The organism is Bradyrhizobium sp. USDA 4486, assembly GCF_054057995.1.
Window position 1 is genome coordinate 6,262,237 of record NZ_JBSRZV010000001.1, and the last position, 25,640, is coordinate 6,287,876.

22 protein-coding genes and 1 pseudogene are annotated in these 25,640 nt (G+C 65.1%); 18 read left to right on the forward strand and 5 right to left on the reverse strand.

The window, feature by feature from the left end:
- Positions 1-6: 6 nt before the first annotated feature.
- From ACVWY3_RS29510 to trmB, 7 genes and pseudogenes are all read left to right on the forward strand, one after another.
- A complete protein-coding gene (locus ACVWY3_RS29510) occupies positions 7-999 on the forward strand; it encodes a PhoH family protein (protein ID WP_456841614.1) in 993 nt (330 codons plus the stop codon).
- 59 nt (positions 1,000-1,058) lie between these two features.
- Entirely contained in the window at positions 1,059-1,568 is a 510-nt protein-coding gene (ybeY, locus tag ACVWY3_RS29515; protein WP_456841615.1) for an rRNA maturation RNase YbeY, read from the forward strand.
- Between the two features lies 1 nt (position 1,569).
- The gene (locus ACVWY3_RS29520) at positions 1,570-2,688 is read left to right on the forward strand and encodes a hemolysin family protein (RefSeq protein ID WP_456841616.1); all 1,119 of its coding nucleotides are present in this window, start codon (positions 1,570-1,572) and stop codon (positions 2,686-2,688) included.
- The gene (gene lnt, locus ACVWY3_RS29525; RefSeq protein WP_456841617.1) at positions 2,685-4,298 is read left to right on the forward strand and encodes an apolipoprotein N-acyltransferase; all 1,614 of its coding nucleotides are present in this window, start codon (positions 2,685-2,687) and stop codon (positions 4,296-4,298) included. Before ACVWY3_RS29520 ends, lnt begins: the two co-directional genes overlap by 4 nt.
- Before the next feature lie 222 nt (positions 4,299-4,520).
- Complete coding sequence (locus tag ACVWY3_RS29530) at positions 4,521-4,934, forward strand: helix-turn-helix domain-containing protein (protein ID WP_018319423.1); 414 nt, start codon at positions 4,521-4,523, stop codon at positions 4,932-4,934.
- An 85-nt stretch (positions 4,935-5,019) separates the two neighbouring features.
- Positions 5,020-6,176: pseudogene (locus tag ACVWY3_RS29535) on the forward strand (M20 family metallopeptidase).
- Complete coding sequence (gene trmB / locus ACVWY3_RS29540) at positions 6,173-6,883, forward strand: tRNA (guanosine(46)-N7)-methyltransferase TrmB (protein ID WP_456841618.1); 711 nt, start codon at positions 6,173-6,175, stop codon at positions 6,881-6,883. Before ACVWY3_RS29535 ends, trmB begins: the two are co-directional and overlap by 4 nt.
- 86 nt (positions 6,884-6,969) lie before the next feature.
- On the opposite strand, the gene ACVWY3_RS29545 is transcribed toward trmB, so the two are convergent.
- The gene (locus ACVWY3_RS29545) at positions 6,970-8,052 is read right to left on the reverse strand and encodes a DUF2336 domain-containing protein (RefSeq protein ID WP_456841619.1); all 1,083 of its coding nucleotides are present in this window, start codon (positions 8,050-8,052) and stop codon (positions 6,970-6,972) included.
- A gap of 370 nt (positions 8,053-8,422) precedes the next feature.
- Here ACVWY3_RS29545 and rimP point away from each other — a divergent pair, with 370 nt between their 5' ends.
- From rimP to pnp, 8 genes are all read left to right on the forward strand, one after another.
- Positions 8,423-9,178, forward strand: a complete 756-nt coding sequence (gene rimP, locus ACVWY3_RS29550; RefSeq protein WP_456841620.1) for a ribosome maturation factor RimP — start codon at positions 8,423-8,425, stop codon at positions 9,176-9,178.
- A 2-nt stretch (positions 9,179-9,180) separates the two neighbouring features.
- Entirely contained in the window at positions 9,181-10,791 is a 1,611-nt protein-coding gene (gene nusA / locus ACVWY3_RS29555) for a transcription termination factor NusA (protein WP_456841621.1), read from the forward strand.
- Positions 10,792-10,814: 23 nt separating this feature from the next.
- A complete protein-coding gene (locus tag ACVWY3_RS29560; protein WP_456841622.1) occupies positions 10,815-11,498 on the forward strand; it encodes an RNA-binding protein in 684 nt (227 codons plus the stop codon).
- Positions 11,499-11,569: 71 nt separating this feature from the next.
- Positions 11,570-14,254 carry a translation initiation factor IF-2 gene (infB, locus tag ACVWY3_RS29565; RefSeq protein WP_456841623.1) on the forward strand — a complete coding sequence of 895 codons (2,685 nt, stop codon included), beginning with the start codon at positions 11,570-11,572 and terminating at the stop codon, positions 14,252-14,254.
- Positions 14,255-14,409: 155 nt separating this feature from the next.
- Positions 14,410-14,841 carry a 30S ribosome-binding factor RbfA gene (rbfA, locus tag ACVWY3_RS29570; RefSeq protein ID WP_456841624.1) on the forward strand — a complete coding sequence of 144 codons (432 nt, stop codon included), beginning with the start codon at positions 14,410-14,412 and terminating at the stop codon, positions 14,839-14,841.
- Positions 14,838-15,956 (forward strand): tRNA pseudouridine(55) synthase TruB, encoded by a 1,119-nt coding sequence (gene truB, locus ACVWY3_RS29575; RefSeq protein ID WP_456841625.1) that lies wholly within the window; start codon positions 14,838-14,840, stop codon positions 15,954-15,956. The genes rbfA and truB overlap by 4 nt, the downstream gene beginning before the upstream one ends.
- A 2-nt stretch (positions 15,957-15,958) precedes the next feature.
- Complete coding sequence (rpsO, locus tag ACVWY3_RS29580; protein ID WP_283038809.1) at positions 15,959-16,228, forward strand: 30S ribosomal protein S15; 270 nt, start codon at positions 15,959-15,961, stop codon at positions 16,226-16,228.
- A 463-nt stretch (positions 16,229-16,691) separates the two neighbouring features.
- On the forward strand, positions 16,692-18,854 hold the full coding sequence (pnp, locus tag ACVWY3_RS29585) for a polyribonucleotide nucleotidyltransferase (protein WP_456841626.1): 2,163 nt from the start codon (positions 16,692-16,694) through the stop codon (positions 18,852-18,854).
- Between the two features lie 121 nt (positions 18,855-18,975).
- Here pnp and katG read toward each other — a convergent pair whose 3' ends face one another.
- On the reverse strand, positions 18,976-21,141 hold the full coding sequence (gene katG, locus ACVWY3_RS29590) for a catalase/peroxidase HPI (protein ID WP_456841627.1): 2,166 nt from the start codon (positions 21,139-21,141) through the stop codon (positions 18,976-18,978).
- Positions 21,142-21,254: 113 nt separating this feature from the next.
- Here katG and ACVWY3_RS29595 point away from each other — a divergent pair, with 113 nt between their 5' ends.
- Genes ACVWY3_RS29595 through ACVWY3_RS29605 form a run of 3 tightly spaced genes read left to right on the forward strand, consistent with a single transcriptional unit; the run spans position 21,255 to position 23,237 of the window.
- Positions 21,255-22,181 carry a LysR substrate-binding domain-containing protein gene (locus ACVWY3_RS29595; protein ID WP_456841628.1) on the forward strand — a complete coding sequence of 309 codons (927 nt, stop codon included), beginning with the start codon at positions 21,255-21,257 and terminating at the stop codon, positions 22,179-22,181.
- A 1-nt stretch (position 22,182) separates the two neighbouring features.
- Positions 22,183-22,644 carry an N-acetyltransferase family protein gene (locus ACVWY3_RS29600; RefSeq protein ID WP_456841629.1) on the forward strand — a complete coding sequence of 154 codons (462 nt, stop codon included), beginning with the start codon at positions 22,183-22,185 and terminating at the stop codon, positions 22,642-22,644.
- Positions 22,641-23,237 (forward strand): glutathione S-transferase family protein, encoded by a 597-nt coding sequence (locus ACVWY3_RS29605; protein ID WP_456841630.1) that lies wholly within the window; start codon positions 22,641-22,643, stop codon positions 23,235-23,237. The genes ACVWY3_RS29600 and ACVWY3_RS29605 overlap by 4 nt, the downstream gene beginning before the upstream one ends.
- Positions 23,238-23,246: 9 nt before the next feature.
- Here the strand turns inward: ACVWY3_RS29605 and ACVWY3_RS29610 are convergent, their stop codons facing one another.
- From ACVWY3_RS29610 to fabB, 3 genes are all read right to left on the reverse strand, one after another.
- Positions 23,247-23,384 (reverse strand): hypothetical protein, encoded by a 138-nt coding sequence (locus ACVWY3_RS29610; protein ID WP_456841631.1) that lies wholly within the window; start codon positions 23,382-23,384, stop codon positions 23,247-23,249.
- Between the two features lie 74 nt (positions 23,385-23,458).
- On the reverse strand, positions 23,459-24,256 hold the full coding sequence (gene fabI / locus ACVWY3_RS29615) for an enoyl-ACP reductase FabI (protein ID WP_456841632.1): 798 nt from the start codon (positions 24,254-24,256) through the stop codon (positions 23,459-23,461).
- Between the two features lie 134 nt (positions 24,257-24,390).
- Positions 24,391-25,614 carry a beta-ketoacyl-ACP synthase I gene (fabB, locus tag ACVWY3_RS29620; protein ID WP_456841633.1) on the reverse strand — a complete coding sequence of 408 codons (1,224 nt, stop codon included), beginning with the start codon at positions 25,612-25,614 and terminating at the stop codon, positions 24,391-24,393.
- Positions 25,615-25,640 lie beyond the last annotated feature (26 nt).

A 25,640-nucleotide genomic window follows, 5' to 3' on the forward strand; every position in this document is an offset into this window, starting at 1 on the left:
CGCGACATGCAAGTTCCGCCCGAGACCCAGGTCGTCATCGACTTCGACGACAACCGTGCCGCATCCGCGCTGGTCGGCCCCTACGGGCAGCACCTCGCGCAGATCGAGCGGCGGCTCGGTGTCGTCGTGGACTCCAAGGGCAACCACATCACCATCGGCGGCACGCGTGACGGCTGCGACGCGGCGCGGCGCGTGCTGGAGATGCTCTACGCGCAAGCGGTGAAGGGACAGGACCTCGACCAGGGCGAGGTCGAAGGCGCGATTCGCGCCGTGATCGCGCAGGGGTCGCTGTTCGAGTTCGACGCCAAATCGGCCAAGGCGACCTTCGACAGCATCAACTTGCGCAAGCGTCCGGTGCGCGCGCGCACCCCCGCGCAGGATTCCTACATCCGCGCGCTGAAGCGCCACGAGCTGGTGTTCGGCATCGGGCCCGCCGGCACCGGCAAGACCTGGCTCGCCGTGGCGCATGCCGCGCAGCTGTTCGAGCGCAAGGAGGTCGACAAGATCATCCTGTCGCGTCCGGCGGTGGAAGCCGGCGAGCGGCTCGGCTTCCTGCCCGGCGACCTGCGCGAGAAGGTCGATCCTTATCTGCGCCCGATCTACGACGCGCTTTATGACCTGATGGATGCGCGCATCGTCGAACGTGCGCTGCAGACCGGCGAGATCGAGATCGCGCCGCTCGCCTTCATGCGCGGCCGCACGCTGACCAATGCCGCCATCATTCTGGACGAGGCGCAGAACACCACGTCGATGCAGATGAAGATGTTCCTGACCCGTCTCGGCGAGAACAGCCGCATGATCGTGACCGGCGATCCCTCGCAGATCGATCTGCCGAACGGCCAGACTTCGGGCCTGGCTGAAGCGACGCGCCTCTTGAGCGGAGTCGAAGGCATCGCCCAGGTTCATTTCAAAGCCGAGGACGTGATCCGCCACGAGCTCGTGGCGCGCATCGTCGCCGCCTATGAAGGTTCGCCGCAGCGGCCGGCCGCGCAATCCTGACGAGATAGCAACCGGACCAAGTGGGCGCCGACACAGCGCCTTTCGTCCCAGACAACACAATGGCCCATCCCAACCTTCCCATGACCGAGGTCCTCGTCGTTGCCGATTGCTGGCAGCGCGAGCCCGATTCCGAAGCCGTCATCCAGCGCGCGGTTGCCGCCGCCGCCGAGAGCGTCGATGAAGACGTCGCCGACGCGGAAGTGGCTGTGATGCTGACCGATGATGCCGGCATCCGCACCCTCAACAGCAACTGGCGCGGCATCGACAAGCCGACCAACGTACTGTCGTTTCCCGCGCTCCAGCCGGAGGGCGAGCGGAAGGAGGGCGATGCGCCGCGCATGCTCGGCGACATTGCGATCGCCTATGAGACCATGCGGCGCGAGGCGAACGAGGAACACAAGCCGTTCGACCATCATTTGAGCCATCTCGCAGTGCACGGTTTTCTGCATCTGATCGGCTACGACCACGAGAACGACGACGACGCCGAGGAAATGGAAGCGCTGGAGACGCAGATCCTGGCGCACCTCGGCATCCCCGATCCCTATGCCGAGCGTCCGGGGACGCATTGAGATGCCGGATTCCGAACCAATCCACGACAACCCGCGCAACACGGCCAATCTGCCGGCCGTGGTGACGCCAGGCGAGGTGATGCGGCCGACCGCGGAGGGCTGGCTGCTGCGCGCCATCCGCACGCTGTTCGGCTGGAAGGCCGGCTCGGTGCGCGACGACCTCCAGGTCGTGCTCGACGCCACCACGCCCGACGACACCGGCTTCTCCGCGGTCGAGCGCACCATGCTGCGCAACATTCTCGGCCTGCACGAGCGCCGCATCGCCGACGTCATGGTGCATCGCGCCGACATCGTCGCAGTGAAGCGCGACATCCCGCTCGGCGAGCTGATGGACCGCTTCGAGAGCGCCGGCCATTCTCGCCTCGTGGTCTACAACGAGACGCTCGACGATCCCGTCGGCATCGTCCACATCCGCGACCTGCTCGCCTTCATGACCGCGCGTGCGCGCGTGTCGGAAGCCGCCAAGACCAAGCGCAAGAAGCCGCTCCCGGCGGGCCTCGACCTGCGGGCGGTCGACCTCGCATTGCCGCTGGAGGATGCGCGCATCATCCGCAAGCTGCTCTACGTGCCGCCGTCGATGCGCGCGATCGACCTGCTCGCGCAGATGCAGGCGACGCGCATTCATCTGGCGCTGGTCGTCGACGAATATGGCGGCAGCGACGGGCTGGTTTCGCTGGAAGACATCGTGGAGCAGATCGTCGGCGAGATCGACGACGAGCACGACAGCGACGAGCCACCGTCGATCGTGCGCCTGCCCGATAACGCCTTCATCGCCGATGCCCGCGCCAGCCTCGACGATGTCCGCACCGTGATCGGCGAGGACTTCGTCACCGGCGAGGCCGGCGAGGAGGTGGAGACGCTCGGCGGCTATCTCGTCAGCTTCGTCGGCCGCCTGCCGGTGCGCGGCGAGGTGATCTCGGGCCCCGGCAATTACGAGGTCGAGGTGCTCGATGCCGATCCGCGCCGCGTCAAGCGGCTGCGCATCTCGACCCGCAAGGAACGCCCGGCCCCGCGCACCCAGCGCGAGAGCCGCCGCCGCGAGGCTACGCCGGACGGCAGTCAGCCGCCGGCCGGCGACACGCCCACCCCGCCGCCGAGCGAGGGGACCGGCCAGCAGTGAGCGCGCTCCAGCGACTTCGGCAGATCGCGCTGGCCATCATCCTCACGTGGGGCTGGAAGCGTGCGCTCATCGCGATGGCGGCCGGCGCGCTGTCGGTGCTGGCATTGGCGCCGTTCAATATATTCCCGGTGCTGCTCATTACTTTTCCGGTGCTGGTCTGGCTGATCGACGGCGCAGGCGCCGGACGATATGGCGGCGTGCCCGCCGCGGCGCTGACCGGCTATTGGTTCGGGCTCGGCTATTTCGTTCCCGGCCTCTACTGGATCGGCTACGCCTTCTTTGTCGATGCCGATGTGTTCGCCTGGCTGACCCCCTTCGCCGTGCTGGGCCTGCCCGCCTATCTCTCCATCTTCACGGCGATCGGCTTTGCGCTCGCGCGCCTGCTCTGGACCAAGAACGCCACGCGCGTGCTCGCGCTCGCGGCAAGCCTCACCATCAGCGAATGGCTGCGCGGGCACGCGCTGACGGGCTTTCCCTGGAACGCGTTCGGCTATGCGCTATCCGAGCCGCTGCCGCTGGCGCAGACGGCGTCGCTGATCGGGCTGTGGGGCATGACGTTCCTGACGGTTGCGATCTTTGCGAGCCCCGCGACGCTGATCGACCGCACGCCCGATCGCCGCCTGCAATGGCGCGTGCCCGCCGCTGCGATTGCGCTGCTGATCGTCATGGGCATCTTCGGCGCGGTCCGCCTGTCGCTGCATCCGACCACCATGGTCGCGGGCACCAAGCTGCGCCTGATGCAGCCGGACCTGCAGCAGGACGCGAAATTCAACTACGCCGCCAAAGCCGAGGTGATGAAGAAATACCTCGCGCTGTCGGACCGCGCCTCCGGGCCGCAATCGACCGGCGTGCGCGATGCCACCCTCCTGATCTGGCCGGAATCCGCCTTTCCGTTCTTCCTGACCCGCGAAGCCGACGCAATGGCGCAAATCGCCGAGCTGTTGCCGAAGGGCACGACGCTGATCACGGGTTCGGTTCGCGCGCCCGATTTGCCGCGCGGCGTGCCGGTCACGCGCGCCTACAATTCGATCTATCTGATCGATCACGACGGCAGCGTGCTCTCCGTGTACGACAAGCTGCATCTCGTGCCGTTCGGCGAATTCCTGCCCTATCAGGATCTGATGGAGAAGCTCGGCTTCGAGCAGCTCACGCGCGTGCGCGGCGGCTTCATTCCCGGAACTGTGCGAAACGCACTTTCAGTGCCGGGCGCGCCAAGCGCACTGCCGCTGATCTGCTACGAAGCCATCTTTCCCGGCGAGGTTGCCGGACGAAGCGAGCGGCCGGGCTGGATCGTGAACCTCACCAATGACGGCTGGTTCGGCATCTCGACCGGTCCTTATCAGCATCTGGAGCAGGCGCGGATGCGCGCGATCGACCTCGGATTGCCGTTGGTGCGCTCCGCCAATACCGGCATCTCCGCAGTGATCGATCCGGTCGGGCGAACGATTGCCAGCCTCGGTCTCGGCATCGAAGGCATTTTGGATGCAAGCCTGCCCGCCGCGATCCCGCCGACCGTCTATGCGCGCGTCGGCGATGCGCCCGCAGCGATGCTCGTCGCGCTGGCGGTATTTCTGGCGCTCCGCCGCCGTGGGACCAAGCGGCACCCCTGATCGCACTCGCGCCGCGGGCCGCGGCCGGAATCCTTTGACAACCGCGGTCCCACGGTTGACAGACTGCACGCGGGTTCCCCATTCTGCACCGGCTGCGAAAGACAGCGGTGCATTGCTAAATTTCTCCGCAATGTGACCCAATAACAGGGTTTGATTTTGACGATGCTGGCACCTGAGGCAACTTGCCGATTGCGCTGAGGGTGGTGTTTGGAGGCTGAGGAAATGTCGAAAGCGCCCAACCCTGTTGACAAATATGTCGGCAGTCGCGTGCGTATGCGCCGCATCATGTTGGGCATGAGTCAGGAAAAGCTCGGTGAAGCTTTAGGTCTGACTTTCCAGCAGATTCAGAAGTACGAGAAAGGCACCAACCGCGTCGGCGCGAGCCGCATCCAGCAGATCGCCGAGATCCTCCAGGTGCCGGTGTCGTTCCTGTTCGAGGGCGGCCCGAGCGGCGTGCCGGGGCCGGACGGCTTCAGCGAAGGCGCCTCACCCTCTTACGTCTCCGACTTCCTCGCGACCTCCGAAGGTCTCGCACTGACCAAGGCGTTCACCCGAATCACCGACTCGAAGATGCGCCGCTCGATCGTCGATCTCGTCGAGCAGATCGCCGCGCGCGAAGGCCCCGACAAACGCTGAGGCGCCGCTTCGATCCGATTTGAGGCTGCGCGAAATCTGGCCTATGTCGTGATTTGCGGCCGCGTTTTGCTGCGCGCCCTCTCCGATGATGCAGCTCGAAGGCACAGATGCGTTCATGACCAGCGCCAATTGGTTCGATTCCCAAACTATTCTCGATGGCATCCGCCGCTGGGTGGAGATCGAGACGCCGACGGACACACCTGAACAGGTGAACAAGCTGATGTCGCTGGTCGCGGAGCAACATCGCGACCTGCCCGTCACGCTCGAACGCGTCGCCGGCATCGACGGCTGCGGCGATCATCTCATCGCGCGTTCGGCGTGGGGCAGGATCAGCCAGGCGTCCTGGTCCTCAGCCATCTCGATACGGTTCACCCCATGGGCTTCATCGAGCGCCTGCCGTTCAAGGTTGAAGGCGACAGCGCATTCGGTCCCGGCATCTACGACATGAAGGGCGGCGCCTACATCGCCCATCACGCCTTTCGCGCGCTGTGCGCCGCTGGCAATCGTTCGCCGCTCGGCATCACCCATATCTTCACCTCCGACGAGGAGATCGGCAGCCCCACCTCGCGTGCGCTGATTGAGAACGAGGGACGCAAGGCCAAATACGTGCTGGTGACGGAGCCGGCGCGCGAAGGCGGCAAGATCGTCACGGGGCGCAAGGGCGTCGGACGCTTCCGCGTGTTCATCAAGGGCGTGCCTGCGCATGCCGGCACGCGGCCCCAGGACGGCCGCAGCGCCGTCCGCGAGCTCGCCAACGTGATCCTGGCGCTCGAAGGCATGAACGATCTGGAGCGCGGCGTCACCGTGAATGTCGGCGTGGCGCGCGGCGGCACACGCCCCAACGTGACCCCGGAAGAGGCCTTTGCTGAAGTCGATCTGCGCGTGCCGAGCTTTGCCGACGCAGAAGAATTCGTCGGCAAGATCCTCGGGCTGACATCGAAGACCGAAGGCGTCAGCGTCACCGTCACGGGCGAGCTCAATCGGCCGCCCTACGAGAAGAGCAACGCCGGCGCCTCGCTGTACGAGCATGCCAAGACGCTCGCCGCCGAAATCGGCTTCGAGCTGATCGACACCCATACCGGCGGTGGCTCGGACGGCAATTTCACCGCCGCGCATACCGCGACGCTCGACGGCCTCGGCGTCGACGGCAAAGGCGCGCACACCCATTATGAGCAGCTCTACGTCTCCTCGCTCGCGCCGCGCGCGCGGCTGCTCCATCGGCTATACCAGACGCTGCGATGAGCGAACGCAAATCAGATCCCAATCGCGAGGACAGCGAGCGCGCCTTCTTCGGACGCCGCAAGGGCCACAAGCTGCGGCAGCACCAGGCCGCGCTGGTCGATCAGCTGCTGCCGCATCTCGCGCTCGACATCGAGGGCGAAGCGCCGGCGAATGCCGCAGAGATCTTCGATCCCGCGGCAGACGATGTGCGGCTCGAGATCGGCTTCGGCGGCGGCGAGCATCTTGCGGCGGAAGCGCAGCACTTCACGACCACCGGCTTCATCGGCTGCGAGCCGTATGTCAACGGCATGGCCAAGATCCTCGCGCAAATCGAGGCCGGCAACATCGGCAACATCCGCCTGTTCGCCGGCGATGCCGCCGAGCTGCTGGCCTGGCTGCCTCCGGCTTCGCTGTCACGGATCGATCTGATCCATCCCGACCCCTGGCCGAAGCGCCGGCACTGGAAGCGGCGCTTCGTCCAGGACAGGATGATCGCGGCGATGGCGCGCGTGCTGAAGCGTGGCGGTGAATTCCGCTTCGTCTGCGACATCGACGATTACTGCGCCTGGACGCTGTCGCATCTGGCGCGCTCTCCCGATTTCGTCTGGCTTGCCGAGCGCGCCGACGATTTCCGCCAGCCATGGGCGGGCTACACCATGACGCGCTACGGCCGGAAGGCCGCGCGCGAGGGGCGCAAGGCGGCGTATTTGCGGTTCAGGCGGGTGTAGCCGTTATTCCGGGGCGATACGCAGCATCGAACTATGGTGCGCAATCGCGCACCATAGTTCGCGCTCGCGCGCCCCGGAATGACATTTCAAATCGTCTGGCGGTTGCGCCAGAAATTGACGACGCGCTCGGCCGTCGCCGGCATCAGGCGGGAGAAGTTCGTGCGGGCCGCCTCGATGTCGGCGTCTGCAGGCGTGCGTTGCGGGCCGTACCAGAGCAGGACCAGCGCGCGCACCGTGGGCCAGCCGAGATTCAGCACACGACCCAGCACCAGGATCGGATCGTAGCGATCGCCCGCGATCAGGCGATCGAGGATCGAGAGGCGGACGCCGGACATTGCCGACAGCGAAGCGATCGATTCCTCGTATTTGTGCGCCTTGGCGAAGCCGAGCAGCGCGCTCTCGCCGAGATGACCCTCGCGGCGCAGTGCGAGCACGGTACGCTGCGCGTCCGAATAATCGCGGCGCGGTCCCGGCGGTAGCGCCGCCTCCTCGATCGCCGCCATGGCGCGCTTGATCTCGACCTGGCGCGCGGGATTGACCACGGTGGAGAGACGGCGGCGGATGACGTCGAGCGTGCCGTCGAGCAGCTCCTTCAGATTCTCACCCGAGAGATCGCTGCGCTGGCCGATCTTGAGCGTCAGCACGCCATCCTGCGCCGCGCGCCTGATCAGCTCGGAATAGCCGCCGGGCGAGAACACCGCGCCGCCATTGCCTGCGGCGCGACGCACCACGTCGCGATCGCCGCGCTCGATCAGCACGTCGGTGATGACGGCCGACAAAGCAGGGCGCTCGGTCATCGCCAGCAGATGGCCCTGGCCCTTCAGCCGCGCGATCTCGACCAGAGCGGCATCGTCGAGCACGGGCGAGCGGCGCAGCACGGGGCCGGCCACCATGATCTCGTTTTCGCGCGCCAGCTGGTTGACCAGATGCGGCGGCGCATTGTTCAGGCGCGAGAAGCGCTCGGCGAGATCGATCCGCGAGGCGAGCTCGGCATGGGGGACGAGATCGATCAGGAGATTGTCGAAGAGATCAATCAGCTCGGGACGGAGCCTTTCGGGATCCTGGAAGAACAGGTCGGAGATGGCACGCGCGATCTCGCCGCGACGCCTGGGGTCGCCGCGTTTGACGATATCGTCCAGTTCGGGAATGAGCGACGTGGCAACGGTCATGAAAACGCAAACTCGTACAGGGCACGCCGCGGATGCGCCCTTGGTCCAAGTCGCCCCACAATCGGGGAATTTAGGCCTGCTTCATGAAAGAAGCGTTGCCTTAAGGGGGCCGCGAATCGGGCGCAAAAAGGCTCCTCGCCGCTGCGATGGGCCTTGTCCGAGCGGGCGGAAAGGGCTATATCAGCGCTAATTCATCTTCTCATACGATCCGCGTAGTGAGAGTGGGCCCGAAAGGACCCGCTCTTTTTTATTACCTGGGCGCGGCTTGGTGGAAGATGCGGCCCGACGCGCTGTCGGGAAAGTTCCGAAGCGGGCTTTGTTAACCAAGCCTTAACCCAAGCGTTAACCAACGAGCGCCTTGATCCTTGCGATGACCGGACCGACCACTGGTTCAACCGATGCCGAGTTGCTGGCCGAGCCGAGGCTCGTGGTCGAGCCGGGCGTGGCGGCACGGGTGTCTGCGGTCGCAACGCCTGTGCTGGAAGGCATGGGCTACCGCCTGGTGCGGGTCCGCATCTCTGGCGAAGCCGGCTGCACGGTGCAGATCATGGCCGAGCGGCCGGACGGATCGATGCAGCTCGAGGATTGCGAGGCGATCTCGCGGGCGCTGTCACCCGTGCTCGACGTCGCCGATCCCATCGACCGCGCCTACCGGCTGGAAATCTCATCGCCAGGCATCGATCGTCCGCTGGTGCGCCGTTCCGACTTCGAACGTTTTTCCGGGCACCTCGTCAAGATCGAGATGGCTGTCGCCCATGAGGGGCGGAAGCGGTTCCGCGGCACGCTCGGCGCTGTCGAAGGCGACCGCGTGCATCTGCACCGCGACGACGTCAAGGCCGGCGACAATCCCGACGTCCTTCTGACGATGGAAGATATCGGCGAGGCGCGGCTGGTGCTGACCGACGAGCTGATCGCGGAATCCATGCGCCGCGGCAAGGCCGAGGAGCGCCAGATGCGCCGGGATCTCGGCCTGGAACCGCCGCAGGCACCGCACGCCAAGATCAGCGAGAAGACCACTAGGAACACCAGGCCGAAGAAGAAGCCGGCCCCGACCAATACCAAGAAACATCGCCTGGCCGCCGAACGCGCGCGGCGTGGCGAGATCGAGCCTGACGAAGGAGACTAGCCATGGCAGTCAGCGCCAATCGACTTGAATTGCTCCAGATCGCCGATGCCGTTGCGCGCGAGAAATCGATCGACCGCGGCATCGTCATCGCGGCGATGGAGGACGCCATCGCCAAGGCCGCGCGCGCCCGTTACGGCAGCGAGACTGACGTTCATGCCGAGATCGACCCGAAGAAGGGCGAGCTGCGGCTGTCGCGCCACATGCTCGTCGTCGACAAAGTCGAAAACCATTCCAACCAGATCTCGCTGGCCGATGCGCAGCGTGCCAATCCCGGCGCCCAGGTCGGCGATACCATCGCCGACACCCTGCCGCCGCTGGAATATGGCCGCATCGCCGCGCAGTCGGCCAAGCAGGTGATCGTGCAGAAAGTGCGCGAGGCCGAGCGCGACCGGCAGTATCAGGAGTTCAAGGATCGCATCGGCGACATCGTCAACGGCGTCGTCAAGCGCGTCGAATATGGCAGCGTGATCGTCGATCTCGGCCGTGGCGAAGCCATCATCCGCCGCGACGAGATGCTGCCGCGCGAAGTGTTCCGCAACGGCGACCGCGTCCGCGCCTACATCTTCGACGTGCGCCGCGAGACGCGCGGCCCGCAGATCTTCCTCTCCCGTACCCATCCGCAGTTCATGGCGAAGCTGTTCGCGCAGGAAGTGCCTGAAATCTACGACGGTATCGTCGAGATCAAGGCGGTGGCCCGCGATCCAGGCTCGCGCGCGAAAATCGGCGTGATTTCCCGCGATTCCTCGGTCGATCCGGTCGGCGCCTGCGTCGGTATGCGCGGCTCGCGCGTGCAGGCGGTGGTGAACGAGCTGCAGGGCGAGAAGATCGACATCATCCCGTGGTCGCCCGACATCGCCACCTTCGTGGTCAACGCGCTGGCGCCGGCCGAAGTCTCCAAGGTCGTCATCGATGAGGATCGCGAGCGCATCGAGGTCGTGGTGCCCGACACCAACAACCAGCTCTCGCTCGCGATCGGCCGGCGCGGCCAGAACGTGCGTCTGGCCTCCCAGCTCACCGGCTGGGACATCGACATCCTGACTGAGCAGGAGGAATCGGAGCGCCGCCAGGCCGACTTCGAGAACTCCACGCGCGTCTTCATGGAATCGCTCAACGTCGACGAAGTGGTCGGCCAGCTGCTGGCGTCCGAAGGCTTCACCTCGGTCGAGGAACTCGCGATGGTGGACCTCAAGGAACTCGCCAGCATCGAGGGCTTCGACGAGGAGACCGCGCAGGAGCTCCAGAGCCGTGCCCGCGAATATCTCGAGCAGCAGGAAGCCGAGATCGAGGCGAGGCGCAAGGAGCTGGGCGTCGAGGACGCCGTCAAGGACGTGCCCGGCGTGACCTCGAAGATGCTGGTAAAGTTCGGCGAGAACGACATCAAGACGGTCGAGGATCTCGCCGGCTGTGCCACCGATGATCTGGTCGGCTGGACCGAGCGCAAGGAAGGCGGCGAGCAGGCCAAGCATCCGGGTGCGCTCGACGGCATCGACATCTCCCGTGACGATGCCGAAGCGATGATCATGCAGGCGCGCGTCAAGGCCGGCTGGATCACCGAGGCCGATCTCGCCAAGCCCTCTGAAGAGGCCGAGGCAACCGAAGATCAGCCGGCTTAAGGGCGACGGAGGATGTCGCCCGGATGCTCGCCAGCACTGACAGCGAACTCGACCATGGGCCGCGGACCGAAAGGTCCGCGACCATGCGCATGTGCGCGGTCAGTCGCGAGGTCCGGCCGATCGACGAGCTAATCCGCTTCGTCGTATCCCCTGACGGGCAGATAGTTCCCGATCTCAAGCGCAAGCTGCCCGGGCGGGGCATGTGGATCACTGCCTCGCGCGAGGCGGTTGCGGAAGCCGTCCGGCGTCACCAATTTAGCAAAGCCTTCAAGCGCGAGCTGCGCATCCCTCAGACGCTTCCCGCCGATATCGAGGCGCTCCTGGTTCGGAGTGTGACGGAAGCCCTTGGGATCGCCGCCAAGGCGGGCCAGGTCGTGGCCGGCTTCGGCAAGGTCGAAAGCGCGCTTCGGGAAGGCACGGTCGAGGTCCTGATCCACGCCAGCGACGGGGCCGCGGACGGAATCCGCAAATTGGACATGCTGGCGCGTCAAAATGCCGGAAATCGCGGCGCCAAGCCGCCGATTCCCGTCGTCACCGCACTGAAATCGGTAGAATTGGATTTGGCACTAACCCGGTCAAATGTGATACATGCTGCCCTGCTCACGGGCCCGGCGAGCAAGTCATTCCTGTCGCGTAGCCAGATGCTGGTCCGATACCGGATGGCGGACGCTGACAAGACTGCCGAGAAACCCGGCCAGGATTTCTGAGAAGAAACGACGACCCGATGGGACGGTGCGGGAACGCACAACACTAACAAGATCAGGATTAGGACTGCTGAATGGTTGATACCAAGACCCCTGGCGACAAGAAGCTGAGCGTTCCGAGCAAGACGCTATCGCTCAAGCCGCGCGTCGAAACGGGCACTGTGCGCCAGAGCTTCAGCCATGGCCGCAGCAAGCAGGTCGTGGTCGAGAAGCGCGGCAAGCGCCGCATCGACGGCACCCCAGAGCCGCAGACTCCCGAGGCGCCGAAGCCCGCGCAGGCTGCACCCGCGCCCGCTCCGTCGCGCCCCTCGCCCCCGCGCAATGCCGGCTCCGGCGTGGTGCTGCGCACGCTGACCGAGGACGAACGTTCGGCCCGCGCCAGCGCGCTGGCCGATGCCAAGCTGCGCGAAATCGAGGAACGCCGCCAGGCCGAGGAAGAGGCCCAGCGCCGCGCCGTCCGCGAAGCCGCCGAACGCGCCGAGCGCGAGGCCGCCGAATCCCGCCGCAAGGCCGAGGAAGAGCGCCACCGTCACGAGGACGAGGCCAAGCGCAAGGCCGAGACCGAGGCCAAGAAGCGTTTTGGCGAAGGCGACCAGCCCGCCGCCGGCGCGCGTCCGACCGCTGCAGCCTCAGCCCCGGCGACCAGCGGTCCGCGCCCCGCGCCCACCACGACGCGACCTGGAGCAACGACGACCGCTCGTCCGGCAAGCACCACTCCGTCACGGGGAGGCCCTGTGGGTCGCGCCCCCGCCGTTGCCGCGGGACCGGACGAGGATGATGGTCCGCGCCAGATTCGTCGCGGTCCCGGCGGCGCTGCGCGTCCCGCGGCAGCTCCCAAGGCCACCCACAAGCCCGGCCCGCAGAAAGAACGCGGCCGCCTGACCGTCGTCACCGCGCTCAATGCCGACGAGGTGCGCGAGCGCTCGATCGCCTCGTTCCGCCGCCGCACCCAGCGCCTGAAGGGTCACGCCTCGAACGAGCCGAAGGAAAAGCTCGTCCGCGAAGTGACGATTCCGGAAGCGATCACGATCCAGGAGCTCGCCAACCGCATGTCCGAGCGCGCGGTCGACGTCATCCGCATGCTGATGAAGCAGGGCGCGATGCACAAGATCACCGACGTGATCGACGCCGACACCGCGCAGCTGATCGCCGAAGAGCTCGGCCACACCGTCAAGCGCGTCGCCGCCTCCGACGTCGAAGAGGGTCTGTTCGACCAGGTCGACGATTCCACCGACACCGAGACGCGTTCGCCGGTCGTGACAGTGATGGGCCACGTCGACCACGGCAAGACCTCGCTGCTCGACGCGCTGCGTCATGCCAACGTCGTCTCGGGCGAAGCCGGCGGCATCACCCAGCATATCGGCGCCTATCAAGTATCCTCGCCCGAAACCGGCAAGAAGATCACCTTCATCGACACGCCCGGCCACGCCGCGTTCACTGCGATGCGCGCCCGCGGCGCCAAGGTCACCGACATCGTCGTGCTGGTGGTTGCGGCCGATGACGGCGTGATGCCGCAGACGATCGAGGCCATCAATCACGCTAAGGCGGCGAGAGTGCCGATCATCGTTGCCATCAACAAGATCGACAAGCCCGAAGCCAAGCCCGAGCGCGTGCGCACCGAGCTGCTCCAGCACGAGGTGCAGGTGGAATCCTTCGGCGGCGACGTCGTCGACGTCGAGGTGTCCGCCAAGAACAAGACCAATCTCGACAAGCTGCTCGAGATGATCGCGCTCCAGGCCGAAATCCTCGACCTCAAGACCAATTCGGAGCGTCCGGCCGAAGGCACCGTGATCGAAGCCAAGCTCGATCGGGGCCGTGGTCCGGTCGCGACCGTGCTGGTCCAGCGCGGCACGCTCCGTGTCGGCGACATCATCGTCGCCGGCGCCGAGATGGGCCGCGTCCGCGCGCTGATCTCGGATCAGGGCGAGACGGTGCAGGAAGCCGGCCCCTCGGTGCCGGTCGAAGTGCTCGGCTTCAACGGTCCGCCGGAAGCCGGCGATCGTCTCGCCGTGGTCGAGAACGAAGCCCGCGCCCGCCAGGTCACCAGCTACCGCGCGCACCAGAAGCGCGAGAACGCGGCGGCCTCGATCTCCGGCATGCGCGGCTCGCTCGAGCAGATGATGTCGCAGTTGAAGACGGCGGGCCGCAAGGAGTTCCCGCTGATCGTCAAGGCCGACGTGCAGGGCTCGCTGGAAGCGATCCTCGGCTCGCTGGAGAAGCTCGGCACCGACGAAGTCGCTGCCCGCATCCTGCATGCTGGCGTCGGCGGCATCTCGGAATCCGACGTGACGCTCGCGGAAGGCTTCAACGCCGCGATCATCGGCTTCTCGGTTCGTGCGAACAAGGAAGCTGCCGCGGCCGCCAAGCGCAACGGCATCGAGATCCGCTACTACAACATCATCTACGACCTCGTGGACGACGTGAAGAAGGCGATGAGCGGTCTGCTCGCGCCGACCTTGCGCGAAACCATGCTGGGCAATGCCGAGATCCTGGAGATCTTCAACATCTCCAAGGTCGGCAAGGTCGCCGGCTGCCGCGTCACCGACGGCACCGTGGAACGCGGCGCCAATGTGCGCCTGATCCGCGACAACGTCGTCGTGCACGAAGGCAAGCTGTCGACGCTGAAGCGCTTCAAGGACGAAGTGAAGGAAGTCCAGTCCGGTCAGGAATGCGGCATGGCCTTCGAGAACTATCACGACATGCGTGCCGGTGACGTGATCGAGTGTTATCGCGTGGAGACGATCCAGCGCTCCCTGTAAGTCCAAATCTTACCGAAGCGCCCGGATCTTTTTGAGCTGAAATTGCGGGAGTGCGATGGCCGGATTTTTCCGGCCATCCACGCCTCATTCGTTTCAACAGGACAAATGACAATGCTCGTGTCCCAAACACGGGCACGACGAGGTGATTTTCGACGATGCCCCGCCACCACCAGAAGAAAAGTTCCGCGCCCGGCGGCTCGCAACGCCAGTTGCGCGTCGGCGAGCAGGTTCGCCATGCGATGGCCGAGATTCTGGCGCAAGGCAATGTGCATGATGCGGACCTCGAACGTCACATCATCACCGTGCCGGAGGTACGGATGTCGCCCGACCTCAAGCTCGCGACAATCTACGTGATGCCGCTCGGTGGCCGCGACACCGAGATCGTGATCGCTGCGCTCGAGCGCAACAAGAAGTTCCTGCGCGGCGAAGTCGCGCGGCGCATTAACCTGAAATTTGCACCTGACATTCGCTTCCGCGTCGACGAACGATTCGACGAAGCGGAACGGATCGAGAAGCTTTTGCGAACACCTGCGGTGCAGAAGGACCTGGAACAGGATCCGGATTCGGATCGGGAAGAAGAGCAATGACGATGGACCCCGTACACGGCACGATCGGCGTCAACGATGCCGATCAGCGCGACGTGACGAAAAATGATTTTGCGGATCTCGGCGGCGATTCCCGGCCGCATCAGGAGCCGCGGCGCGTCAACAACGATCCGCGCGCCAGGCAGCAGAAGGGCAACCAGGTCCGCCGCGACCGCCGTGACGTCCATGGCTGGGTCGTGCTCGACAAGCCGATCGGCATGACCTCGACGCAGGCCGTCGCGGTGCTCAAGCGCCTGTTCAACGCCAAGCGCGCCGGCCACGCCGGAACGCTCGACCCGCTCGCCTCGGGCGGCCTGCCCATTGCCCTTGGGGAAGCCACCAAGACCGTCCCCTTCGTCATGGACGGTCGCAAGCGCTACCAGTTCACCGTGTGCTGGGGCGAGGAGCGCGACACCGACGACATCGAGGGCCGCGTCACCGCGAGCTCCGACCAGCGCCCGACCCGGGAAGCCATCCTGGCGCTGCTGCCCCGCTTCACCGGCGTGATCGAGCAGATTCCCCCGCGCTATTCCGCGATCAAGATCCAGGGCGAGCGGGCCTATGACCTCGCCCGCGACGGCGAGGTCGTGGAACTGGCGCCCCGCCCCGTCGAGATTCACCATTTAACCCTTGTCGATCAACCGGATAACAACCGGGCCGTGTTCGAGGCCGAGTGCGGCAAGGGTACCTATGTCCGGGCGTTGGCCCGCGATATGGGCCGGATTCTCGGCAGTTTCGGCCATATCTGCGCGCTGCGGCGGACCCTGGTCGGTCCATTTGACGAAAACGACATGATTCCGCTGGATCAGTTGGAGGCTTTGTGCGATAGAGCCGCGTCCGGCGAGGGCAGCCTCGCCGATGCACTCATGCCCGTTGAGACCGCGCTGGACGACATCCCGGCACTGGCCGTCACTCGGGCTGATGCGGCAAGGCTCCATCGGGGCCAAGCCGTTTTGTTGCGCGGACGGGATGCGCCCACTTGTAGCGGCACAGTCTATGTCACGGTGGCAGGCCGTCTTTTGGCGCTTGCCGAAGTCGGCAATGGCGAAATCATCCCCAAGCGTGTGTTCAACCTGACCGGCCTGACTGCCAGCCCCGGTCGCAACGAGAGAAATTGACGATGTCGATTGCCGCAGAACGCAAAGCGGAAGTCATCAAGACGAATGCCACCAAGGCCGGCGACACCGGCTCGCCCGAGGTTCAGGTCGCGATCCTGTCGGAACGCATCAACAACCTGACCAACCATTTCAAGACCCACGTGAAGGACAACCATTCGCGTCGCGGCCTCTTGAAGCTGGTCTCGACCCGCCGTTCGCTCCTCGACTATCTCAAGAAGAAGGACGAGGCGCGGTACAAGGCGCTGATCGAGAAGCACAACATTCGTCGTTAAGTGTTCCTGCGCGCGCCACTGGCGCGCGTTTTTGCGTGGTTTCGAACGAAAGCACTTATTTAAAGGTTTTTGATCGAGGCTGCGTGCGCGGCGGATGCGGGCCCAAAGCGCGATGAGAATCGTTCTTTGGATCGTTGTTTAAGCATGATCTTTCGGAAAACCGCTTCGGACTTTTCCGGATCACGCTCGAGTGACGGCAAGCATCCGAGGCATGATCGGCGAGCACCGCGGTTCGGTGTTCGCGTTCGTGCCGACTGACAGTCCAGCAGCAATCCGGCGGCTGGACACAACGGGCAAGGCGCCCGTATGACCCGAAAGGATGGACGCCATCCGACATCCAAAAACCATGGCAGGATCGCAGGACGCTGATCGCCCGCTTCGATCAGCGTCCCGCAATCTTGCGCATGGTTTTTGTTTTTCGAGCGCCGTCCCTTCTTTCGAGAACCCATGAAAGAAGACCTCTATGTTCAATAAGCATTCAGTCGAGATCGACTGGGGCGGACGCCCTCTCAAGCTGGAAACCGGCAAGATCGCGCGCCAGGCCGACGGCGCCGTCATCGCCACCTATGGCGAGACCGTGGTGCTCGCCACCGTCGTCGCCGCGAAGGCGCCGCGCGAAGGCGTCGACTTCCTGCCGCTGACCGTCGACTATCAGGAGAAGGCCTACGCCGCGGGTCGCATTCCCGGCGGCTATTTCAAGCGTGAGGGCCGTCCGACCGAGAAGGAGACGCTGGTCTCCCGCCTGATCGACCGTCCGATCCGTCCGCTGTTCGTCGACGGCTGGCGCAACGAGACGCAGGTGATCGTCACCGTGCTCTCGCACGACATGGAGAACGATCCCGACGTCGTCGCGATGGTCGCGGCCTCGGCTGCGCTGACGCTGTCCGGCGCGCCCTTCAAGGGCCCGATCGGCGCCGCCCGCGTCGGCTTTGCCAATGACGAATTCGTCCTCAACCCGACGCTCGACGAGATGGTCGACACCCAGCTCGACCTCGTCGTCGCCGGCACCGCCGACGCCGTGCTGATGGTGGAATCGGAAGCCAAGGAGCTGAACGAAGACATCATGCTCGGCGCCGTGATGTTCGGTCACCGCCACTTCCAGCCTGTCATCAACGCGATCATCGAGCTCGCCGAGAAGGCTGCCAAGGAGCCGCGCGAAGTCACCGCGATCGACAATTCGGCGCTCGAGAAGGAAATGCTCGGACTGATCGAGCAGGAGCTGCGCGCCGCCTACTCGATCCCCTTGAAGCAGGACCGCTATGCCGCGGTCGGCGTCGCCAAGGAAAAGGTGATGGCCCACTACTTCCCGGAGGGCCAGGAGCCGAAATACGACAAGCTCCGCGTCGCCGGCGTGTTCAAGGAGCTGGAAGCCAAGATCGTCCGCTGGAACATCCTCGACACCGGCAAGCGCATCGACGGCCGCGACGTCAAGACTGTGCGCAACATCATCGCCGAAGTCGGCGTGCTGCCGCGCGCCCACGGCTCGGCGCTGTTCACCCGCGGTGAGACCCAGGCGATGGTCGTGACCACGCTCGGCACCGGCGAGGACGAGCAGTACATCGACGCGCTGTCGGGGACGTACAAGGAAACGTTCCTGCTGCACTACAACTTCCCGCCCTACTCGGTCGGCGAGACCGGCCGCCTCGGCGGCACCAAGCGCCGCGAGATCGGCCATGGCAAGCTGGCCTGGCGCGCGATCCACCCGGTGCTGCCGCCGCACCACGAATTCCCCTACACGGTCCGCGTGGTGTCGGAGATCACCGAGTCCAACGGCTCCTCATCGATGGCTTCGGTCTGCGGCGCCTCGCTCGCGTTGATGGACGCCGGCGTGCCCTTGAAGCGGCCGACCGCGGGCATCGCGATGGGCCTGATCCTCGAGGACAAGCGCTTTGCGGTTCTCTCGGACATCCTCGGTGACGAGGACCATCTCGGCGACATGGACTTCAAGGTCGCCGGCACCGAGCAGGGCATCACCTCGCTCCAGATGGACATCAAGATCGAGGGCATCACCGAGGAGATCATGCGCGTCGCCCTTGGCCAAGCCAAGGAAGGCCGCATCCACATCCTCGGCGAGATGGCCAAGGCGCTCACCGCAGCGCGCGCCGAGCTCGGCGAATACGCGCCGCGAATCGAGACCTTCAAGATCCCGACAGACAAGATCCGCGAAGTGATCGGCACCGGCGGCAAGGTGATCCGCGAGATCGTCGAGAAGACCGGCGCCAAGGTCAACATCGAGGACGACGGCACCGTGAAGGTCGCCTCCTCCGATGGCGAGGCGATGAAGGCCGCGATCAAGTGGATCAAGTCGATCGCGTCCGAACCGGAAGTCGGCCAAATCTATGACGGTACTGTCGTCAAGGTGATGGAGTTCGGCGCCTTCGTGAACTTCTTCGGCTCCAAGGACGGCCTCGTCCACATCAGCCAGCTCGCGGCCAACCGCGTGCAGAAGACCTCTGACGTCGTCAAGGAAGGCGACAAGGTCAAGGTCAAGCTGCTCGGCTTCGACGACCGCGGCAAGACCCGCCTGTCGATGAAAGTGGTCGACCAGACCACTGGCGAGGACCTCGAAGCCAAGGACAAGGCCGCCGAGGGCGAGAAGGCCCCGCGCGAAGCCGCCGGCGAGTAAATCGCTCTACGACATCAAAAAAGAAAGGGCGGCCAAGAGAGAGGCCGCCCTTTTTGTTGTGTGCTCGTCCCAGGAGAGCTGCGCGCCCTCTCCCGCAAGCAAGCGGGAGAGGTGCAAAGCCTCACGCCGAGATGTCGTAGCGGTCGAGGTTCATCACCTTGGTCCAGGCCTTGGCGAAGTCCTTGACGAACTTCTCCTTGGAATCCGAGGTCGCGTAGACCTCGGCGAAGGCGCGGAGCTGCGAGTGCGCACCGAAGATGAGATCGACGCGGGTGCCGGTCCACTTCACCGCGTTGGTCTTGCGGTCACGCGCCTCGTAGGTGCCGTCTGCGACCGGCGTCCACTGCGTGCTCATGTCGAGCAGATTGACGAAGAAGTCGTTGCTGAGCGTGCCCACCTTCGAGGTGAACACGCCGTGCTTCGACCCGTTCGCATTGGCGCCGAGCACGCGCAGGCCGCCGACCAGCACCGTCAACTCGGGGCCGGTGAGCTTCAGAAGCTGCGCGCGATCGACCAGGGCTTCTTCCTGCTGCATGAACTGCTGCCGCTTGCCGACATAGTTGCGGAAGCCATCGGCCCGCGGCTCCAGCGGTGCGAACGAGGCCGCATCGGTTTGCTCCTGCGAAGCATCCATGCGGCCCGGCGTGAACCCGACCTTGACGTCGACGCCGGCATCCTTGGCGGCCTTCTCGACCGCCGCGGTGCCGCCGAGCACGATCAGGTCCGCGAGCGAGACCTTCTTCGCGCCTGACGAGGCGTTGAACTCTTTCTGGATCGCTTCGAGCTTGCCGAGCACCTTGGCGAGCTGGGCCGGCTGGTTCACCTCCCAGTCCTTCTGCGGAGCAAGACGGATGCGCGCACCATTGGCGCCGCCGCGCTTGTCCGAGCCGCGGAACGTCGAGGCCGACGCCCAGGCGGTCGAAACCAGCTCGGAGACCGAGAGGCCCGAAGCCAGGATCTTGCCCTTCAGCGCCGCGATGTCCTGATCAGAGACCAGCTCGTGATCGACCTTCGGAATCGGATCCTGCCAGATCAGCGTCTCCTTCGGCACCAACGGACCGAGATAGCGCTGGATCGGGCCCATGTCGCGATGGGTGAGCTTGAACCAGGCGCGGGCGAAAGCGTCCGCGAACTGATCCGGGTGCTCCAGGAAGCGGCGCGAGATCTTCTCGTAAGCGGGATCGAAGCGCAGCGAGAGGTCCGTCGTCAGCATCGTCGGCCGATGCTTCTTCGACTTGTCGAAGGCGTCAGGAATGATCGCATCGGCACCCTTCGCCACCCACTGATTCGCACCGCCCGGGCTCTTCGTCAGCTCCCATTCGTACTTGAACAGGTTCTCGAAGAAGTTGTTGCTCCACTTGGTCGGGGTCTGCGTCCAGGTCACCTCGAGGCCGCTGGTGATGGCATCGCCCGCGAGGCCCGAGGCATGCTTGCTCTTCCATCCGAGGCCCTGGTCTTCCAGCGCGCCCGCTTCCGGCTCCGGGCCGACCAGCGACGGATCGCCGGCACCATGGGTCTTGCCGAAGGTGTGGCCGCCGGCGATCAGCGCGACGGTTTCCTCGTCGTTCATCGCCATGCGGAAGAAGGTCTCGCGGATGTCCTTGGCCGCGGCGAGCGGATCCGGCTTGCCGTTCGGGCCTTCCGGATTGACGTAGATGAGGCCCATCTGCACGGCGCCGAGCGGCTCGGCGAGCTGGCGTTCGCCGCTGTAGCGCTCATCGCCGAGCCAGGTGCCTTCGGGGCCCCAATAGAGCTCTTCCGGCTCCCAGACATCGGCACGGCCACCGGCGAAACCGAAGGTCTTGAAGCCCATCGATTCCAGCGCGACGTTGCCGGCGAGCACCATCAGATCCGCCCAGGAAATCTTGCGGCCGTATTTCTGCTTGATCGGCCAGAGCAGGCGGCGCGCCTTGTCGAGATTGGCATTGTCGGGCCAGGAGTTCAGCGGTGCGAAACGCTGCTGACCGGCGCCGGCGCCACCGCGGCCGTCGGTGATGCGGTAGGTGCCCGCGCTGTGCCAGGCCATGCGGATCATCAGACCGCCGTAATGACCGAAGTCGGCGGGCCACCATTCCTGCGAATCCGTCATCAGGGCGGTGAGGTCCTTGATGACCGCGTCCAGGTCGAGCGACTTGAACTCCTTGGCGTAGTCGAATTCCTTGCCCATCGGATCGGACAGATCGGAATTCTTGTGCAGCACCTCGATGTTGAGCTGCGTCGGCCACCAGTCGCGGTTTGTGCGCGTGGGTTTTCCGCCCGAAAACGGGCACTTCGAAGTGTCGTCCATGAATACCTCCTCTGGCGGCGTCGAACTCGCGCCTTGACCAGGTAGAACCACTCTAAGCGCCGCCTCCTATCAGGTGAAGTTGACTTTAGTGATCGCTGCGATAGGATTTTCTGATGATCAATCTGACGCTGCGCCAGCTCCGATATTTCGATGCGCTGGCCCGTCACGGCCATTTCGGCCGCGCGGCGGAGGCCTGCTCGATCTCGCAGCCGGCCTTGTCGATGCAGATCAAGGAGCTGGAGGAGGCGCTCGGCGGCCTGCTCCTGGAGCGCAGCGCCCGGCAGGTGGCACTGACCCGGTTCGGCGAGGAACTCGCCCAGCGCGTCCGCGAGATTTTGCGCTCGGTCGACGAGCTCGGCGATTTCGCCCGGGCGTCGCGGGACCGTTTTGCCGGCCGCCTGCGCATCGGCATGATCCCGACGATCGCGCCCTATCTATTGCCCAAGATCACGAAAAATCTCACGCGCCTGCATCCGGAGCTGGACATCCGCGTGCGCGAGACGATGACGCCGCGGCTGATCCAGGAGCTGGTCGAGGGCCGGCTCGACACTGCCATCGTGGCGCTACCGGTATCGGAGCCCTCGCTGACCGAGGTCGCCTTGTTCGACGAGAAATTCCTGCTGGTGCGCCCGGGCTCCGATGAGGGCACACCTGTGCCCTCGCGCGAGATGATGCGCGAGATGCGCCTGCTGCTGCTCGAGGAGGGACACTGCTTCCGCGACCAGGCGCTGTCGTTCTGCAACATGCAATCGGCGCCGCCGCGCGAGATGCTGGATGCGAACTCGCTATCGACGCTGGTCCAGATGGTCAGCGCCGGCATCGGCGTCACCTTGATCCCTGAGATGGCGGTGCCGGTGGAGACGCGATCGGCTTCGGTCTCGCTAGCGCGCTTCCGCGACCCGCAACCCTCGCGCACCATTGGGATGGTCTGGCGCAAGACCAGCCCGCTGGCGCGCCAGCTCCTGCAAATCTCCGAGGTGGTGTGCCTGTCGGCCGGCAAGGCAAGACCGCGCCAGGCCGCGCGCAGCCCGCGGGCTTGAGATGCCGCATCTGGTCATCCGCCCCGCGCGCACCGGGGAATATGACGAGATCGGCCGGGTCTGGATGGAGAGCTGGGTCTCGACCGGGCTCGCCGAGGCCAGCGACTTCCTGCTCGCGAACCTGCGCGCGCGGATCCGGCGCGAGATGGAGAACGGCTGGAGCCTGTACGTCGCCGACGACAACGGCACCATCGCAGCGATGCTGGCGCTGCATCTGCCAAAGCTCTGTCTCGACATGCTGTTCGTCGCGCCCGCCTATCAGGGACAATCAATCGGGCGGCAATTGCTCGCCTTCACGCGCACGCAAATGCCGGACGAAATGCATCTTCGTTGCGTGCGCGAGAACGAAAAGGCCTGGCGCTGGTATGAGCGCGAAGGCTTTGTGTTCGAGAAGGAAGAGATCGAACCGTCGAACGGGTTTGTGATGAAGTACTACCGGTGGAAGAAGGGAATCTCTCCATGATCAAACTCTACTGGTCGCCCCGCTCGCGCTCGTTTACGACGCTCTGGTTGATGGAAGAGAGCGGCCTGCCTTATGAGCGCGTGCTGACCGACATCTCGACCGGCGCGCAGAAGGCGCCCGAGTTCCTCAAGATCAATCCGATGGGCAAGGTGCCGGCACTCAGCGACGGCGATGCTGCGCTCGGCGAAGCCGCCGCAATCTGCGCCTACATCGCCGACCGCTATCCCGAGACGAAGCTGGCGCCGGCCGTGACCGATCCACGCCGCGCGCGCTACCTGCAGTGGCTGTTCTTCTCGCCCGGCTGCATCGAGCCGGCCATCATCCAGATCTTCACCAAGATCGAGGTGCCGACCTCGACCGCGGCCTGGGGCAGCGCGACGCAAGTCTTTGACGTGCTGGAAGCTGCGCTCGAGAAGGGCCCGTGGATTCTCGGCGAGGAATTTTCGGCCGCCGACGTCACGGTCGGCTCGGGCCTGAACTTTGCGGTTCGCTTGTTCAAGATGGTGCCGTCGCGCCCCGCGTTCGACGCTTATATCGCGCGCTGCATGGCGCGGCCCGCGTTTCAGCGCGCGGAGAAGATCGCGGCGGGCTGAACAGCCCGCTTAGAGTTTGATCTTGAGGACGGCGAGCCCGGATTGCTGGACCAGTCCGGAGGACGTCGCCGACAGGCCATAGCGGAGGCCGAGATCAAAACCCTTGCCGTCGGCCGCAACGAGCCCCAGCGCGGTCGAGGGTGGCAAAGGAACGCAAGCGACGTGCCCAAGTACCAGATGGTGGGCAAGCTGCGCTTGGCCCACCCTACGGAAAATCGCGGCTATTCCGTCTTCAAATCGTCGGGGCGCGGCATCAGCACGATGTTGTAGCCGGAATCGACATAGTGGATTTCGCCGGTGACCCCGCCTGACAGCTCCGACAGCAGATACAGCGCCGAGCCGCCGAGCTCCTCGAGCGTGACACCGCGGCGGAGCGGCGAATGCTTTTGCATGAAGGCGAACATGGCGCGCGCCTCGCCGATGCCGGAGCCGGCGAGCGTGCGGATGGGGCCGGCGGAGATCGCGTTGACGCGGATGCCGCGCGGTCCGAAATCGGCGGCGAGGTAGCGCACGGAGGCTTCCAGCGCCGCCTTGGCGACGCCCATCACGTTGTAATTCGGCATCGCGCGCTCGGAGGCGCCGAAGGTCAGTGTGATCATGCTGCCGCCGTCGGTCATGAGCTCGGCCGCGCGTTTTGCAACCTCCGTGAAGGAGAAGCAGGAGATCACCATGGTGCGCGAAAAATTCTCGCGGCTGGTGTCGGCGTAGCGGCCCTTCAGCTCGTTCTTGTCGGCGAAGCCGATCGCGTGAATGACGAAATCGAGCTTGCCCCATTTTTCGCGGAGTGCAGCGAAGGTGGCATCGACGCTGGAGATGTCCTCGACGTCGCACGGCAGCACCAGATCGACGCCAAGGGATTCCGCCAGCGGCTTGACGCGCTTGCCGAGAGCCTCGCCCTGGAAGGTGAAGGCAAGCTCGACACCGTGGGCATGCAGCGTCTTCGCCATGCCCCAAGCGATCGAATGATCATTGGCGATGCCCATGATCAGACCGCGCTTGCCTTTCATCAAACCTTCCATCTCGTAATTACGCTCCGCTCTCCGTCATGCCCGGGCTTGTCCCGGGCATCCACGTACTCTCGCAGCTAGTAGCAAAGACGTGGATGGCCGGGACGAGCCCGGCCATGACGAAAACTACCAGCGTATGCAAGGCCTCACGCATCCAGCCGGCTGAACACCAGCGTGGCGTTGGTGCCGCCGAAGCCGAAGGAGTTCGACAGCACGGTGCCGATCTTGGCGTTGTCGATCCGCTTGCGCACGATCGGCATGTCGGCAAACACCGGATCGAGTTCCTGGATGTGCGCGCTCTCGCAGATGAAGCCGTTGTTCATCATCAGCAGCGAATAGATCGCCTCCTGCACGCCGGTGGCGCCGAGCGAGTGGCCGGTCAGCGCCTTGGTCGCCGAGATCGGCGGACACTTCTCGCCGACGCCGAACACTTTGCGGATCGCCTCGATTTCCGGAGGATCGCCGGCGGGCGTCGAGGTCGCGTGCGGGTTGATGTAGTCGACCTTGGTCTTCACCGTCGACATCGCCATGCGCATGCAGCGCTCGGCGCCTTCACCCGACGGCGCAACCATGTCGTAGCCGTCCGAGGTCGCGCCGTAGCCGACGATCTCGCCGTAAATGCGCGCGCCGCGCGCCTTGGCATGCTCGAGCTCTTCCAGCACCAGCACGCCGGCGCCGCCGGCAATGACGAAACCGTCGCGATTGAGGTCGTAGGGACGCGAGGCGGTGGCGGGCGTGTCGTTGTATTTCGAGGACATCGCGCCCATGGCGTCGAACAGCACGGACAGCGACCAGTCGAGCTCCTCGCAGCCTCCGGCGAAGATGACGTCCTGCTTGCCGATCTGGATCGTCTCATAGGCGTTGCCGACGCAGTGGTTCGAGGTCGCACAGGCCGAGGAGATCGAGTAGTTCACACCCTTGATCTTGAACCAGGTCGCGAGCGTCGCGGAGGCCGTGGACGACATCGCCTTCGGCACCGCAAACGGACCGACGCGCTTCGGGCCCTTGGTGCGGGTGATGTCGGCGGATTCGACGATGGTGCGCGCCGAGGGGCCGCCGGAGCCCATGATGATGCCGGTGCGGATGTTGGAGACCTCGTCGGGCGACAGGCCGGAGTCCTGGATCGCCTGCTCCATGGCGATGTGATTCCACGCCGCGCCCTGTCCGAGAAAGCGCATCGCGCGGCGGTCGACCACCGTCGCGGGATCGATCGTCGGCGCACCCGCGACCTGCGAACGGAAGCCGAGTTCGGCATATTTCTCAGCCCGCGAAATGCCCGACTTCGCCTCGTGAAGGCTCGCAAGCACTTCCTGGGTGTTGTTTCCGATCGACGAGACGATGCCCATCCCGGTGACCACAACCCGCCTCATGACAGCCTCGCCTTAATCGTTGTCTT

Coding starts and splice junctions, on each gene's coding strand:
- ACVWY3_RS29530 (WP_018319423.1), top strand. CDS start 4,521: ATGTCGAAAGCGCCCAACCCTGTTGACAAATATGTCGGCAGTCGCGTG.
- ACVWY3_RS29605 (WP_456841630.1), top strand. CDS start 22,641: ATGATCAAACTCTACTGGTCGCCCCGCTCGCGCTCGTTTACGACGCTC.
- truB (WP_456841625.1), top strand. CDS start 14,838: ATGACGATGGACCCCGTACACGGCACGATCGGCGTCAACGATGCCGAT.
- ACVWY3_RS29520 (WP_456841616.1), top strand. CDS start 1,570: ATGCCGGATTCCGAACCAATCCACGACAACCCGCGCAACACGGCCAAT.
- rpsO (WP_283038809.1), top strand. CDS start 15,959: ATGTCGATTGCCGCAGAACGCAAAGCGGAAGTCATCAAGACGAATGCC.
- fabI (WP_456841632.1), bottom strand. CDS start 24,256: ATGGAAGGTTTGATGAAAGGCAAGCGCGGTCTGATCATGGGCATCGCC.
- rbfA (WP_456841624.1), top strand. CDS start 14,410: ATGCCCCGCCACCACCAGAAGAAAAGTTCCGCGCCCGGCGGCTCGCAA.
- infB (WP_456841623.1), top strand. CDS start 11,570: ATGGTTGATACCAAGACCCCTGGCGACAAGAAGCTGAGCGTTCCGAGC.
- ACVWY3_RS29545 (WP_456841619.1), bottom strand. CDS start 8,052: ATGACCGTTGCCACGTCGCTCATTCCCGAACTGGACGATATCGTCAAA.
- ACVWY3_RS29560 (WP_456841622.1), top strand. CDS start 10,815: ATGCTCGCCAGCACTGACAGCGAACTCGACCATGGGCCGCGGACCGAA.
- ybeY (WP_456841615.1), top strand. CDS start 1,059: ATGGCCCATCCCAACCTTCCCATGACCGAGGTCCTCGTCGTTGCCGAT.
- ACVWY3_RS29510 (WP_456841614.1), top strand. CDS start 7: ATGCAAGTTCCGCCCGAGACCCAGGTCGTCATCGACTTCGACGACAAC.
- katG (WP_456841627.1), bottom strand. CDS start 21,141: ATGGACGACACTTCGAAGTGCCCGTTTTCGGGCGGAAAACCCACGCGC.
- fabB (WP_456841633.1), bottom strand. CDS start 25,614: ATGAGGCGGGTTGTGGTCACCGGGATGGGCATCGTCTCGTCGATCGGA.
- ACVWY3_RS29600 (WP_456841629.1), top strand. CDS start 22,183: ATGCCGCATCTGGTCATCCGCCCCGCGCGCACCGGGGAATATGACGAG.
- ACVWY3_RS29595 (WP_456841628.1), top strand. CDS start 21,255: ATGATCAATCTGACGCTGCGCCAGCTCCGATATTTCGATGCGCTGGCC.
- pnp (WP_456841626.1), top strand. CDS start 16,692: ATGTTCAATAAGCATTCAGTCGAGATCGACTGGGGCGGACGCCCTCTC.
- nusA (WP_456841621.1), top strand. CDS start 9,181: ATGGCAGTCAGCGCCAATCGACTTGAATTGCTCCAGATCGCCGATGCC.
- trmB (WP_456841618.1), top strand. CDS start 6,173: ATGAGCGAACGCAAATCAGATCCCAATCGCGAGGACAGCGAGCGCGCC.
- rimP (WP_456841620.1), top strand. CDS start 8,423: ATGACCGGACCGACCACTGGTTCAACCGATGCCGAGTTGCTGGCCGAG.